Consider the following 14,103-nt stretch of genomic DNA (forward strand, 5'->3'; position numbering starts at 1 on the left):
TCGATCCAACTACAGACAGTCACACCGTAACTGGCCGTACCTGGGAAATCTCGCTGACCGCTGTCAGTTGCCGAAGCCTTTGATCACGAACAGGGGTCGCGTTCGCGTGCCGTCCTCCCGGATCGGTGCCCTGCAGCGCCACTGCGAGGACATCGACTCCACCTGCCTGGATCCGGCACCGTCGCAACTCACCTCCCTGGCCGAGGTACTGGGCCGGTTACCCGATCCTCGCCGGGTCCGGGGCCGCCGCTATCGCCTGGGCTCCCTGCTCGCGCTGTGCCTGGTCGCCGTCCTCGGCGGAGCCAGGTCGCTGGCCGCCATCGCACGCTTCGCCGCCGATAGCGATGCCGGCCTGCGTGAACGGCTCGGGTTGACTGCCTACACACCGAACGCCTCCACGCTGGGACGACTCCTCGCCCGCCTGGACGGCGACGCCCTGGACGACGCCGTGGGTGCCTGGCTCGCCCGGTACGCCGCCGACCCGGTCGGCGAACCCGGCGACACACTGGTCGGCCTGGCAGTCGACGGCAAGACCGTGCGCGGATCCCGCACCGACGGCACAGCCGTCCACCTGCTCGCCGCTGCCCTCCACGCCTGCCAGACCGTGATCGCCCAACGCCAGGTCGCCGCGAAGAGCAACGAAATACCCGCCTTCGCCCCACTGCTGGACCGGATCGACCTGCGCGGCGTCGTCGTCACCGCCGACGCGATGCACACCCAGCGCGCCCACGCCGAACACGTCATCACCGCCGGCGGCCACTACCTCCTGGTGGTCAAGGGCAACCAGAAGAAACTGCGCAAGCAACTGCGGCGCCTGCCCTGGCGGGACATCCCGCTGCAGGCCCGCACCACCAGGGCCGGACACGGCCGCCGCGAGGTCCGCCGCCTGAAGGTCTGCACCGTCCAGCCCGGACTGCTCTTCCCGCACGCCGTCCAGGCCATGGAAGTCAAACGCCGCCGCACCAACCGCAGGACCGGCAAAGTCGAGACGAAGACCGTCTACGCGGTCACCAGCCTCCCGCCCCAACAGGCCAGCCCGGCACAACTCGCCGAACTCGTACAGGACCACTGGTCAGTTGAGGCCCTGCACCACATCAGAGACGTCACCTACGGCGAGGACGCCTCGCGAGTACGAACCGGCACGGCACCCCGCGCCATGGCCACCCTGCGCAACCTCGCCATCGGACTCATGCGCCAAGCAGGCTGGACCAACATCGCCGCCGCAGCCGATCACTACCGGTCACGCCCCCAGCACGCGACCGCCATGCTCCGACTCACAGCCTGAGAACGCATCGCCCCTGGGTTGCGAAGCCGGGCGCCCGTCAGCGTGCAGCATCGGGATATCTTCGCGTCCTGCAGCCGGAGTTCGCCCTAGTCGAAGGTGCAGGCCTGAGCGATCAGGGCATGCCGGAGCTCGCAGCCCGACAAGTCGAGGACTCCCGTGACGGTCGCGCCTCGCAGCCGTAGCGCAGGCACGAACCCGGGCCGTGACTCACAGTCCCCCAGCAACAGACGGGCAAGGACCTCCGCTCGGACGACTGCGCCTGAGGCAGGCGGGGGACTGGTGACGTGACGACGCAGATCGACCTGTCGTCCGGCTGGGAACGCATCCCACACCGCTTGCTCTGCGTCGGACAGGCCGGGCCTGGACATGGGTGCTCCCCCGAATCGGCGTCTCCACAGATCTCCTGCCGAGATGCTCGGCTCGAATGTGCGGTTCCAACCCAAGCCGGCCCGGAAAGCCATCCCTTCCGTGCGCGGACGCGTCGTTCGCGTTGCGCCATGCATGCCGACTCCCGCCTGACAGCGACCCAACAGGCGCTCACACAGCAGTTAGGGAGTGTCTCTTATTTGTTGACGGCTTCGCAGTGGGAGCCGATCGACCGCGCGTGCGCACCAGGACGCGACGAACACGACCCGGCTCAGAGCACGAGAGAGCAACGACTACGTTGCTGATCCAGGGTTGTCGAGCTTGTGTGCATTGAAACGCGCCTTCTTCTGACGATTCCCACACGTGTTCATCTCGCACCATTTGCGGGTGCGGCTTTGGCTGGTGTCGAAGAAGGCTGCTTGGCAGGTCGGCGATGCGCACAAGGCCAGTTTTCCGTCTCGTTCGCCTGCGAGGATGCTGATCGCCTCGGCGGCGATAACGCCTAGGGCATCCTCCACGGAAGAAGCCGAACTGAGTCGCCATTGCCGATTTCCCTCGGGCGTCAAGACAGCCGCGGCCCGACCCTGCGTGCTGGAGTCATTGACGACCTGGACAGCAGACTCGGGGAGAGGGTCTCGGCGTGCGGCCGCTGTCGCGGCGGCGTGAATTGATTCCCTCAGCTCCCAAGCGCGCTCGAGCTGGGCGGTGGTGCAGGACTCCACGGCGAGGCCACTCACCGCCAGCCAGTCGACCAGTCGGTTCGGCGTGGGAATACGTTCCACGGCGTCGCCGCGACGCTCCGTCAGGGTTGCCGTGAAGCTGGTCGCCAGCACCTTGCCGAGACGGAAGTCAGGGAACTGAGCACGCATGGAACCACCTTAGCCGGTTGCCCGCTGACGTCCAGCTCTGCTAGAACCGTCTTAGCCGGTTCCAACAGGTACCAAGCCGGCTCAGCCGATGGCCAGGAGGTCTCGTGTCCACGTGCTGGTGCGTCACCGACGCTGCGGCCGCCATTGATCGTGGCTTTGTCACCACGCCGGCTCGCCTCGGCGGGGGTGGTATCTCATGAACCGTCAAACCAGCGACGTGCAAGCATTCGAGGCCCACGCAACCGACAGCGACCTCGACGACCTGCGCGCGCGACTGGCCGCGGCACGGCTGCCGGAAGCTGAGACGGTCTACCGCGCCGCGCCTGACCCTCGCCGATGGGAACAGGGCGTTCCTCTTGCCGACCTCGTGGACGTCGTGAACTACTGGCGCACCGGGTACAACTGGCGGTCGTTGGAAACGCGCCGCAACCAGATCGGCCAGTTCCGCACGACCATTGACGATCTGGGAATCCACTTCCTGCATCGCCGATCCACCCGCGCAGACGCCATGCCGCTGATCTTGACGCACGGCTGGCCAGGCAGCATTGCTGAGTTCACCCGTGTAATAGACGAACTAGCAGATCCGAAGAACGCAGACGCGCCGGCGTTCCACGTCGTGGTCCCGTCGCTGCCAGGTTTTGGTTACAGCGACAAGCCGGTCACCACAGGGTGGGGACTCGAAAAGATCGCGGCCGCGTGGGTGGAACTGATGGCAAGGCTCGGCTACAGCAAGTTCGTGGCCGCAGGCGGCGACTGGGGAGGTGTGATCACCACGGTCCTCGGCGGCAGGTTCCCGGCGCACGTTCTCGGCATCCACACCATGACCGCGCAGGCTCCGCCCGAGCTGACAACGGACGGGCTGACAGCGGCGGAACGTAAATGGACCGAGGAAACCCGCGATTTCTGGCTCTACCGCGCGGCGTACGCGAAGCAGCAGGCGACCCGACCGCAGACCATCGGCTACTCGCTCGTCGACTCACCGGTCGGCCTTCTCGCCTGGATCCTCGACAAGTTCGCCGAGTGGACGGATACCGAAGACAGCCCGTTCGAGACGATTTCCAGAGACAGCGTCCTTGACAACGTCACCCTGTACTGGCTGACCAGGACCGGCGCATCGGCAGCCCGCATCTACTACGAAAGCCACCTCTCGCTTGACCCCGAGCTGCGGGTCGACGTCCCGTCAGCAATCAGTGTGTATCCCCGCGACGTCGAGAAGTGTCCGCGCGGCTGGGCACAGGAGCGGTACCGGCAGATCGTCCGCTGGACGGCGCCTGAAGCCGGGGGTCATTTCCCGTCGCTGGAGGTTCCCGAGTATTTCGTCAAGGATTTGCAGGAGGGCCTCGCGGCAGTGCTGGCCGCTAGCGGTAGTTCGTCATGACGGTGTCGACGCCGGCGATGGCGCGTGACTCTTCCCGGTCACTGGATCGAACACAGGCTTCGAGCTGGTCCACCTGAAGAGTGGTGCTTCGCCCGCGTTTTCAGCAGCGCAGCCCACAGAGATCGCCGCGGAGGCAGAGCGCCTGCAACACGAGGAACGCCGCAGGTGGCGACGGGCGAATCCGCCCGGACCGTTCCCGGCCCCTTCACATCAAGTGCTGGTCAACTCACGGTCGATGGTGTCGTCCCGGCGGACGACGATCTTGTCGAGGAACACCAGCCCGCCTTGTTTCCGGAGTCGTCGTGGCGGATCTGCACGCGCGGGACTTCGCCCACGTCCGGAAGCGGGACGGAGAAGCGACCATCTTCCCGCGCTCAAGTTGTCGCTACCGTTGTCGAGTTGGGCCGTGGCCTGACGAGCGGTGTCTGGATCGAATGAGTGGCTCCAGACCTCAGTGCGATCACGGGTGCCGATCCAGACACCGTCCACTCCCCAGGTGTGCATGTCCGACCGCGCCAGAACCTCGTGATGGGCATTGAGCAGGACCCGGTCCCACTTCGACTCATTCAGCCGGCCGGCGGTTGCGCTGGACCGAGGAGAAGAAGGACCAGGCGATCAGGATGACGCCGACGAGCCCGTGATGACCTCGTGGATCTCGTACCGGATGGTGACGAGCAGGATCACGGCAAGGGCGCCGATGGCGTAGTGCGCGCCGTGCTCCAGGTAGACGTAGTCGTCGAGGGTGCCCTGGCGGACCAAGTAGACCGTCAGCGAGCGGACGTACATCGCGCCGATGTAGCCGGAGAGGCCGCCGACGATCAGGTAGGTGATCAAGCCCGCGACGCCGGCGATCAGGACGGTCTCCGCCTCGTCCGAATGGATGCCGCCGTGCTGGCGAGCGGGCGCTCCAGCCGGCCGGGTCACTTGATCTCCCGGTCCTCGAAGACGAAGTCGAGGAAGATCATCAGCAGGAACATGCCGCCGAAGGCGGCGATCGCCGGGTGGGCGTCGGTCACCAGCTGCTGGTACTTGTCCTTCTCGTCGAGCGCGAGCCGCACCGCTTCGATAGGGCCGATCTTGGCGCTGACGGCGACGATGACGACGGGGAAGACCAGGCGCATGCCGAGGACGGCGATCAGGATGCCGAGGATGAGGAAGGTCTTCTGCCAGAAGGCATTCATCTTCTTCAGGACCCCGGCGCTGACCACGGCGTTGTCGAAAGACACCGAGATCTCGAGGATGGACAGGATCGCCACGATAGAGAAGCCGGTCCACTCCCCGGTAGAAAGCGGCCGCGACCAGGCCGAGCGCGGCGACCGCGAACGATCAGCCGAACACTTTCAGAAACACTGGCTACCCCAGCGTTGTGCACGGGGTACCCCCGTGCCCTGAAAACACCGCCGCGCGGATCCAGTCCTCGCGGCGGCGCTCGTTCAGCGAGCACCCCGCCGAGTGAAGGCGTTCACACAAGCAGAAGTGGGAGAAGGGGGTAAGGGGTCCGGTTGCTCAGGGGTGACTGGTGAGGTACCCGCCCATGGAAGTGAAGTACTCGGTCGCGCCCAACTCCTGGCCGTCTTCCGTTCGTACGCGCGTGATCGCCAGACCGTGGTTGCGGCCGGTGCGGGCGTCGGCTCCGGCGACGACCACCACGCCGTCGCCCTCTCGGTAGAAGATGCGGCCCGGGGTGCCTCCGTACCTGCCCTCGGAGACTACGGCGGCGAGGATCGCAAGTCGCTTGCCCTTGTGGAAGGTGAAGGTGCTGGGGTACGGCTCGGACTGGGCGCGGATCAGGCGCTGGAGGTCCTCCGCCGGCCAGGTCCAGTCGATTCGGCTGTCCTCGATGGACCTCTTGTGGAAGAAGCTGGCCTGGGACCGGTCCTGCTTGGTGAACTCCGTATGCCCGGCGGCGATGAGGTCGAGCGCGCCGATCGTGACCGGTGCGATGAGGTTCACGGTCTTGTGGAAGAGGTCGGTGGCGGTGTCCGTAGGTCCGACCGGAACCGCCTCCTGCCGGACGATGTCGCCGGCGTCGAGTTCGTCGTTCATCATGTGCGCGGTGACGCCCACTTCGGGCTCGCCGTTGATCAGGGCCCAGATCAGCGGGGAGAAGCCGGCGTACTTCGGCAGCAGCGAGTCGTGCACGTTGAGGGTCCCGTTGCGTGGCAGGTCGAAGATGCGCGGCGGGATCCACGTCCGCCAGTTGTTGGCCACGATGATGTCCGCGTCGGCCTCCTTGAGGCGCTCGAAGAGCTCGTCGTCGTCCGGGCGGTTGCGGATGACCACCTGGACGCCGTGCTCCTCTGCGAGGTCGGCGACCGAGTCGCTCCAGATCTTCTCGTACGCGTGCTCGCTCTTGGGGTGCGTCACGACCAGGACCACGTCGTGTTCGGAGTCCAGGAGGGCTTGAAGGGTGCGATGCCCCCAGGTCTGGTAGCCGAACATGACGACCCGCATGGGGTTCCTCCTCAAGGCAGGGATTACCGAGGTCAAGTAAAGCAAGGCTTGCCTTAGCGCACAACGGGCCTATGGGGGTGGCCACTTGAGTCGACGCCGATGCTTCGATACTCGATTCGTCCCTATCGACAGCTTCACAGGATTAGCTTAGGCTCACCTAAGTTTCGGTTTGCCGCTCCGTCAGCGTGCCCGCTCCTCGTACTTTCCCCACGCCTGACAGGCGACTGCCCCGCACGATGGGAGAGACATGTCACAGGTTCTTCCTGGTGACTCAACACCCGTTCACGACCTCATTGGCATCGGCTTCGGACCGTCCAATGTCGCCATGGCGATCGCCCTCAGCGAATACAACGCACGAGCCGCAGGGCAAGAGGTGATCGCCGCTCACTTCTTCGAACAGCAGCCTTCCTTCGGCTGGCACCGTGGCATGCTCATCGACGATGCGACCATGCAAGTGTCCTTCCTCAAGGACCTGGTGACGCTCCGGAACCCGGCCAGCGAGTACAGCTTCCTCTGCTACCTGAAGAGCAAGGGGCGGCTGATCGACTTCATCAACCACAAGAACCTGTTCCCGCTGAGGGTGGAGTTCCACGACTACTTCGAGTGGGCGGCGGCCAAGGTCGAGGACATGGTCTCCTACGGTCATGAGGTCGTCGGCGTCGCGCCAGTCGTCCGTGACGGAACCGTGGAGTACCTGGAAGTGACGGTCCGTTCGGGGGAGGGGCTCCTGGTTCATCGGGCCCGCAACCTCGTCATCGGTACCGGCCTGCGTCCCCTCATGCCGGAGGGTATGGAGCGGGGCGAACGCGTCTGGCACAACTCCGAGTTACTGGCGAAAGTCGATGAGTTGGAGGGCACCTCGCCTTCTCGGTTCGTCGTCGTGGGGGCCGGGCAGAGCGCCGCCGAGAACGTCGCCTACCTGCACCGCCGCTTCCCCGAGGCCGAGATCTGCGCGGTCTTCTCCCGCTACGGCTACAGCCCCGCCGACGACAGCAGTTTCGCCAACCGGATCTTCGACCCCGCGGCGGTCGACGAGTACTTCGCCGCGCCCGAGAACGTCAAGCGCCGACTGATGGACTACCACGGCAACACCAACTACTCCGTGGTGGACATCGACCTGATCGACGACCTGTACCGGCAGATGTACCAGGAGAAAGTCCTCGGCACCGAGCGGCTCCGCTTCCTCAACGTCTCCAGGCTCACCGATGTCAAGGAGACGCCGGCCAAGGTCCGTGCCACGGTGACGTCCCTTGTCACCGGCGACGAGACGCCCATCGACGCGGACGTCGTGGTCTTCGCCACCGGCTACAGCCCCGCCGACCCCGTCGGCCTCCTCGGGGAGGTCGCAGATCACTGCCTTCGTGACGACGAGGGCCGCGTCCGCGTCGAGCGTGACTACCGCCTCGCCACCGACCTCGACCTGCGCTGCGGTATCTACCTGCAGGGCGGCACGGAGCACACCCACGGCATCACGTCGTCGCTGCTGTCGAACACCTCCATCAGGGTCGGCGAGATTCTGGAGTCCCTCCTCGACCGGGGCCTCAAGTCGGCTGCTGACGAGGCCCGGACGGTCGCCGACGGGACCGGCAGCGCCGCTCGTTAGTCCGCCCCACTTGCCGCAGGCCCCCAACAGGCCCGAATCTAGGGCATGTTGTGGGTGTGATCCTTCCTGAACCAAAGGGATAACGTACGTCGACATGGGCACGACTGACATGGGCGCGACTGCAGTCGAGCGCCCCGCGCTCGGGGGCACAGCACCGGCCCGTCGGCGACGGGTTGTGGGCTTGGGCATGCTGGTGCTGATCCTCGTGATTGCTGGGTTGGCGTCGCTGGCCGTCGGTGCGCGCGCGCTGAGTCCTGCCGAGGTGTGGCACGGGCTGTTCGCGGCGCCGGACTCGGACCAACGGCTCACTGAGATCAGGCTCATCGTGCAGACCGTGCGGGTGCCCCGGACGGTGCTCGCGATCGTCGCGGGCATCGCCCTGGGCATCGGCGGGGCGTTGATCCAGGGATACACACGGAACCCGATCGCCGACACGGGCCTGCTCGGAGTGAACACCGGCGCCTCGTTCGCCGTGGTGTCGGTGATCGCCCTGTTCGGATTCAACGATCCCTTCCAGTACGTCTGGTTCGCCTTCCTGGGGGCCGCGGCCGCCGGTGTCGTCGTGTTCGGGCTGGCGAGCATCGGCAGGGGAGCGGGCAACCCGTTGACGCTCGCGCTGGCCGGGCAAGGTGTCGCGGTGTTCCTCATGGCGATGACCACCGCGGTCGCGCTGGCGGACAAGGAGTCGCTGAACGCGCTGCGATTCTGGAACGCGGGCTCCGTGGCCGGTGTCGGCTTCGACGTCATCTGGCCGGTCAGCGGGTTCATCGTGGTCGGGCTGGTGTTGGCGCTGACCACGTTGCCTGCCATCAACCTGCTCAACCTGGGGGACGACGTGGCGCGAGGGCTGGGCGTGAACATCGCGCTGAGTCGGACCATCGGCATCACCGCCATCACCCTGCTGGCCGGCGCGGCGACGGCCGCGTGCGGCCCCATCGCGTTCCTGGGGCTCATGGTGGCTCATGTGGCCCGCTATCTGACCGGGCCGGACTACCGCTGGCTGGTGCCGTACGCCGGTCTGCTCGGAGCCGTGATCCTCCTCGTCTGTGACATCGTGGGCCGCTTGGTGGTGCGGCCGAGCGAGCTGGACGCGGGTGTCCTCGTCGCTCTGCTCGGCGCCCCGTTCTTCGCGGTTCTGGTGTGGCGCGGAAAGTTCAAGAACGCATGAACGGGAAGGACTTGAGGGCGATCGGGCCGGACGTGAAGGCGAACGGGGCAGACGTGCAGTCGAACCGGGCAGCCATGAAGCCGGCGGTGACTCCTGGCATGCGTCTCGGCAGCGTGTCGTTCGTCTGGCGCCCCTGGATCGTCCTCGTCACGCTGCTGCTCGCCGCGGCGACCTTCCTGGTGTTCTGCCTGTCCATCGGTGTCGGGGACTTCCCCATCGGGCTCGACCAGGTGATCGCCACGCTTCTCGGCCGGGGTGAGCAGGTCGACGAGTTCGTCATCATGGATCTGCGGATGCCGCGTGCCCTGGCCGGGCTCGTCGTCGGGATCGGGCTGGGGGTGTCCGGGGCGATCACGCAGTCCATCGCCCGCAATCCGCTGGCCAGCCCGGACATTCTGGGGATCACCGGGGGCGCCAGCGCGGTCGCCGTCTTCCTGGTGACGGTGTCGGGCGGGACCGCCGCGGCGATCGTCAACTCCGTGGGCCTGTCCGCGGCGGCGCTCGCGGGCGGACTCGGTACGGGTCTCCTGGTGTACTTCCTGGCGTGGCGGCGCGGGATCGACGGCTTCCGGCTGATCCTCATCGGCATCTCGGTAAGCGCCGTGATGGAGGCGATCACGACCTGGCTGCTGGTCTCGGCCGACATCAGAGACGTGGCCCGGGCCCAGGCGTGGCTGGTCGGCTCGCTGGACGACCGGTCGTGGGACGAGGTGCGGGTGGCGATCTGGGGCACACTCGTGCTCATGGTTGTCGTGGCCGGGGTGTCCTTCCAGTTCAAGCCGCTGCATCTCGGGGACGACGTCGCCGCCGGCCTGGGGGTCCGGTACACCAGGGTGCGGGCCGTCCTTCTGCTGTGCGCGGTCCTGCTGGCCGGCGTGGCGGTGAGCGCGGCGGGTCCGGTTCCGTTCGTCGCGCTGGTGGCGCCGCAAGTGGCCATGCGACTGGCGAGGTGCCCGACGCCGCCGATGGTGGCGTCCGGCGTGACGGGCGCCCTGCTGCTGATCGGCGCGGACCTGGTCGCGCGGACGGCGCTGCCGATCAGTCTCCCGGTCGGCGTGGTCACCGCCGCGATCGGCGGCCCCTTCCTTGTCTATCTGCTGGTACGGGCCAACCTCAGATAGCCGGTGCAAAGGTCAGGAAGCGTGAACGGAGGGGGCCTGGTGGGCGCTGAGCACACAACAACCGAGATCGAGGCCGGAGTCGTCGACGCCGCACGGCTGGCAGCCAGAGGAATCACGGTCGGGTACGGCGCCCGGGCGGTCATCGAGGATCTCGACGTGGCGATCCCGTCCGGGGTCGTCACCACGATCATCGGGCCCAACGGCTGTGGCAAGTCGACCCTGTTGCGGACGCTGTCGCGGCTGCTGAAGCCGACCAAGGGGACGGTCGTGCTGGACGGCGACGACATCGTCCGGCTCAGGACCAGGGACGTGGCCAAGAAGCTCGGTCTGCTGCCGCAGGCACCAGTCGCGCCGGAGGGGCTGACGGTGGCCGACCTGGTCGCCCGGGGTCGCCATCCGCACCAGAGCTGGCTGCGGCAGTGGTCGTCGGACGACGCCGCCGTCGTGGAGCGCGCGCTGGCGATGACCGGGGTGTCCGACCTGGGCGACCGCCCCGTCGACTCCCTGTCCGGCGGCCAGCGTCAACGTGTCTGGATCTCCATGACGTTGGCCCAGGGCACCGACCTGCTGCTGCTCGACGAGCCGACCACCTACCTCGACCTGGCGCACGCGATCGACGTACTCGACCTGGTGGACGACCTGCACGAGTCGGGGTGCACCGTGGTCATGGTGCTGCACGACCTCAACCTGGCCACGCGCTACAGCGACAACCTCATCGTGATGAGGCAGGGTTCGATCCTGGCGCAGGGGCATCCGCGTGATGTGATCACCGCCGAGTTGCTGCACGAGGCGTTCGGTCTGCGCGCCATGGTGATCGAGGACCCGATGGGCGACAGGCCGCTCATCGTGCCGATCGGTCGCACGCACGTCCAACTCCCCTAGATCCCAATAAAGTTGGAGAAGTTAGGCTAGGCTTACCTCATCCGCCCACGCTAAGGTTTGCCTGCCCTTAGACGGGGGTGCAGTGGAAGGCACGAAAGCAAGGGGAATGCGGATGCTCCTCACAAGAACGACGCGTGTGAAGCCCCGGCGGCGGCTGGCAGCCGCACTGTCCGCGGCGACCCTCGGCGTCGGCCTCCTCGCGGGATGCGGTTCCGACTCGTCCGACTCGGCGGACAACGCGAGCGACAACAACTCGACCGCAGCCGCCGGCGTATTCCCGGTCAGCGTGGAGCACGCATTCGGATCCACGAAGATCACCAAGGCTCCCGAGCGGGTCGTCACCGTCGGCTACACGGACGACCAGACCGTCCTGGCATTCGGCATCAAGCCGGTCGGCATGACCGACCAGTACCCGAACCCCGCGGGCCAGAGCCCCGACATCAACACCCAGTGGCCCTGGGTGAAGGACAAGTGGGGCGACACCAAGCCCGAGGTCATCATGAAGAACGGTGACTCCGGCCCCAACTACGAGAAGATCGCCGCCCTGCGCCCCGACCTGATCATCGCGGTCTACTCCGAGGTCGACCAGGCCGCCTACGACAAGCTCTCCAAGATTGCTCCCACCGTCGGTCGTACCAAGACCGAGAAGGAGCCGTTCAGCGCGCCCTGGCAGGACAACGCGCTGCAGATCTCCAAGGCCCTCGGCAAGGCAGACGAGGGCGAGAAGATGATCGCGGACGTGCAGGACCAGCTCGACGCGGCCAAGAAGGCGCACCCCGAGTTCGGGAAGGAGACCGCCGTCGCACTGTCCTGGTACGAGAACTCGGTGGCGCCGTTCACCTCCACCGACGTACGCGGACGACTGGTGTCGGGGATCGGCTTCACATACCAGACCGAGATCGACAAGGTCGCGGAGGGCAGCTTCTACACCAAGCTCTCGCCCGAGCGCATCGACCTGGTCGACGTCGACCGCATCTTCGTGATCAACGACAAGGCGGACACGGACGCACTGAAGAAGTTCAAGCTGTTCACCAACCTGGACGCGGTCAAGAACGGCAAGGTGTCGTACCTGCTGGACAGTGAGGGCCCGGCAGTCGGCGCGGCCATCTCCCAGGGCACCCTGCTCTCCATGCCGTACGCGATCGACGAACTCGTCAAGTCGGCCGGCTAGGTGTGAGCACCACGGACACGCGCCTCGCCCCGGCAACACTGCGCACGGCAACCGGTCGCGAGGCCACCCGATGGGTAGCGGCGCACTGCCGCGAAGTGCCTTGGCTCTCTGCCGCCACCGTGCTCACCACGGTGGCCGGGGCGGGGCTCCAGGTGCTCCCTCTGCTCCTGCTCGGCCGCGTGGTCGACGGGGTGGTCGAGGGCGAGGACCGTTCGATCCTGGTCACGATCGGGGCGTTGATGGTGGCCGCCGCGCTTCTCGGCGCGGCGGCCACCGCGGTGTCGACCTACTTGATCGGGCGGCTGGGGGCGGATCTGCTCGCGCGGTTGCGCGAGGGTGCCGTCCGGGCCGTCCTCGGGATGCCGAGCGCACGGATCGAGCAGGTCGGCCGGGGAGACGTGCTGTCCCGGGTCGGTGACGACGTGGCAGTCATCTCCAAGGGCATCCGTACGGCCGTCCCCACGGTGTTCTCGGCGGGTGTGCTCGTCGTCATCGCCACGGTGGGTATGTTCGGACTGGACTGGCGGCTCGGCCTGGCCGGCGCCGGCGCGCTGCCGGCGTACGTGCTGGCCCTGCGCTGGTACCTCCCCGGTCCGCCCCGCTCTACCAGCAGCAGCGGATTGCCCAGGCCGACCGCGCGCAGGCGTTGATCAGCGGGCTGAACGGGATCGACACGGTCCGGGCGTACCGCTTGGAGGAGGCCTTCCGCGAGAAGGTCACCAGCGAGTCGTGGCGGGTGCGCAATCTCGGCATCGAGGTGTTCCGGTTCTTCGGCCGGTTCGTCGGCCGGGAGAACCGCGCCGAATTCATCGGGCTGGTCCTCATCCTCGTGGTGGGTTACGCCCTGCTGGAAGCCGACGCCGCCAGCCTGGGCGAGGTGTCGGCGGCTCCCCTGCTGTTCCACCGGCTGTTCGTCCCGCTCGGCGCCATCATGTTCACCTTCGACGAGGCACAGAAGTCGGGCGCGAGCCTCACTCGCCTGGTCGGGGTGCTGGGGGAGCCGACGGAGCACCGGCTGGTGGGTGACACCGCTGTTGAGGCGGCCGGGGCCGGATCGTACCCCGTGACGGTGGAGGGGCTGACATTCCGCTACCCCGACGCCGAGGAGCCGGTTCTGCGGGATGTCAGCCTGACGATCCCGGCCGGCGGTTCGCTCGCGCTGGTGGGGGCGACGGGCGCGGGCAAGACGACGCTGGCCGCGCTGATCGCGGGCATCGGCACCCCGCAGTCCGGGCTGGTGCGCGTCGGGTCGACCGACCTGGCCGGCCTGGACGAGGCAGGGGCGCGCGCCTTGGTGAGCATCCTGACGCAGGAGACACACGTATTCTCCGGCCCGCTCGCCGACGACCTGAGGCTGGCCGCACCGGAGGCGACCGACACCGAGCTGACGGACGCCTTGCGCACGGTCGGCGCCGACGGGTGGGTCGATGCGCTGCCCGACGGGCTGAACACCCGGGTCGGGGAGGGTGGCGAGCGCCTGGACGTCACCAAGGAAGCCCAGATCGCCCTGGTCCGACTTGTGCTGGGCCGCTCGCCCGTCGTGGTGCTCGACGAGTCGACGGCGGAGGCGGGCAGCGAAGGCGCCGCGGAGCTGGAGCGGGCCGTGCTGGCCGCCTGCTCGGGCCGGACCACGCTGTTCGTGGCACACCGGCTGACCCAGGCGATGGCGGCGGACCGTATCGCGGTGCTGGACGCGGGACGCGTGGTGGAGCAGGGCACACACGAGGAACTGGTGGCTCTGGGCGGCCGGTACGCACGACTGTGGCGGGCCTGGCGAGAAGGCAGTTGAGCAACCCCTGATGTGTT

9 protein-coding genes and 2 pseudogenes are annotated in these 14,103 nt (G+C 67.3%); 8 read left to right on the forward strand and 3 right to left on the reverse strand.

Going from position 1 to position 14,103, the window contains the following annotated elements:
• The first annotated feature begins 106 nt into the window (after positions 1–106).
• Positions 107–1,285 carry an ISAs1 family transposase gene (locus tag OHO27_RS42560; protein WP_328430230.1) on the forward strand — a complete coding sequence of 393 codons (1,179 nt, stop codon included), beginning with the start codon at positions 107–109 and terminating at the stop codon, positions 1,283–1,285.
• A gap of 659 nt (positions 1,286–1,944) precedes the next feature.
• Here OHO27_RS42560 and OHO27_RS42565 read toward each other — a convergent pair.
• Positions 1,945–2,520, reverse strand: a complete 576-nt coding sequence (locus OHO27_RS42565; protein ID WP_328430231.1) for a CGNR zinc finger domain-containing protein — start codon at positions 2,518–2,520, stop codon at positions 1,945–1,947.
• A gap of 196 nt (positions 2,521–2,716) precedes the next feature.
• On the opposite strand from OHO27_RS42565, the gene OHO27_RS42570 reads away from it, so the two are divergent.
• Positions 2,717–3,898, forward strand: coding sequence for an epoxide hydrolase family protein (locus OHO27_RS42570; protein WP_328430232.1), 1,182 nt, complete (start codon positions 2,717–2,719; stop codon positions 3,896–3,898).
• A 562-nt stretch (positions 3,899–4,460) separates the two neighbouring features.
• Here the strand turns inward: OHO27_RS42570 and OHO27_RS42575 are convergent.
• Positions 4,461–5,200 (reverse strand): annotated as a pseudogene (locus tag OHO27_RS42575) (DUF475 domain-containing protein).
• Between the two features lie 204 nt (positions 5,201–5,404).
• The gene (locus OHO27_RS42580; protein ID WP_328430233.1) at positions 5,405–6,352 is read right to left on the reverse strand and encodes a methionyl-tRNA formyltransferase; all 948 of its coding nucleotides are present in this window, start codon (positions 6,350–6,352) and stop codon (positions 5,405–5,407) included.
• A gap of 247 nt (positions 6,353–6,599) precedes the next feature.
• Between OHO27_RS42580 and OHO27_RS42585 the strand changes: the two genes are divergently transcribed.
• The 6 genes and pseudogenes from OHO27_RS42585 (at position 6,600) to OHO27_RS42610 (ending at position 14,086) form a co-directional block, all read left to right on the forward strand.
• Positions 6,600–7,955 (forward strand): lysine N(6)-hydroxylase/L-ornithine N(5)-oxygenase family protein, encoded by a 1,356-nt coding sequence (locus OHO27_RS42585; RefSeq protein WP_328430234.1) that lies wholly within the window; start codon positions 6,600–6,602, stop codon positions 7,953–7,955.
• Positions 7,956–8,064: 109 nt separating this feature from the next.
• The gene (locus OHO27_RS42590) at positions 8,065–9,123 is read left to right on the forward strand and encodes a FecCD family ABC transporter permease (protein WP_328430727.1); all 1,059 of its coding nucleotides are present in this window, start codon (positions 8,065–8,067) and stop codon (positions 9,121–9,123) included.
• A 74-nt stretch (positions 9,124–9,197) separates the two neighbouring features.
• A complete protein-coding gene (locus tag OHO27_RS42595; RefSeq protein WP_443059741.1) occupies positions 9,198–10,244 on the forward strand; it encodes a FecCD family ABC transporter permease in 1,047 nt (348 codons plus the stop codon).
• Between the two features lie 39 nt (positions 10,245–10,283).
• Positions 10,284–11,126 (forward strand): ABC transporter ATP-binding protein, encoded by an 843-nt coding sequence (locus OHO27_RS42600; protein ID WP_328430236.1) that lies wholly within the window; start codon positions 10,284–10,286, stop codon positions 11,124–11,126.
• A gap of 112 nt (positions 11,127–11,238) precedes the next feature.
• On the forward strand, positions 11,239–12,297 hold the full coding sequence (locus OHO27_RS42605; RefSeq protein ID WP_328430237.1) for an iron-siderophore ABC transporter substrate-binding protein: 1,059 nt from the start codon (positions 11,239–11,241) through the stop codon (positions 12,295–12,297).
• 2 nt (positions 12,298–12,299) lie between these two features.
• Positions 12,300–14,086: pseudogene (locus tag OHO27_RS42610) on the forward strand (ABC transporter ATP-binding protein).
• Positions 14,087–14,103: the final 17 nt, after the last annotated feature.

This window comes from Streptomyces sp. NBC_00443, from assembly GCF_036014175.1.
GTDB lineage: Bacteria > Actinomycetota > Actinomycetes > Streptomycetales > Streptomycetaceae > Streptomyces.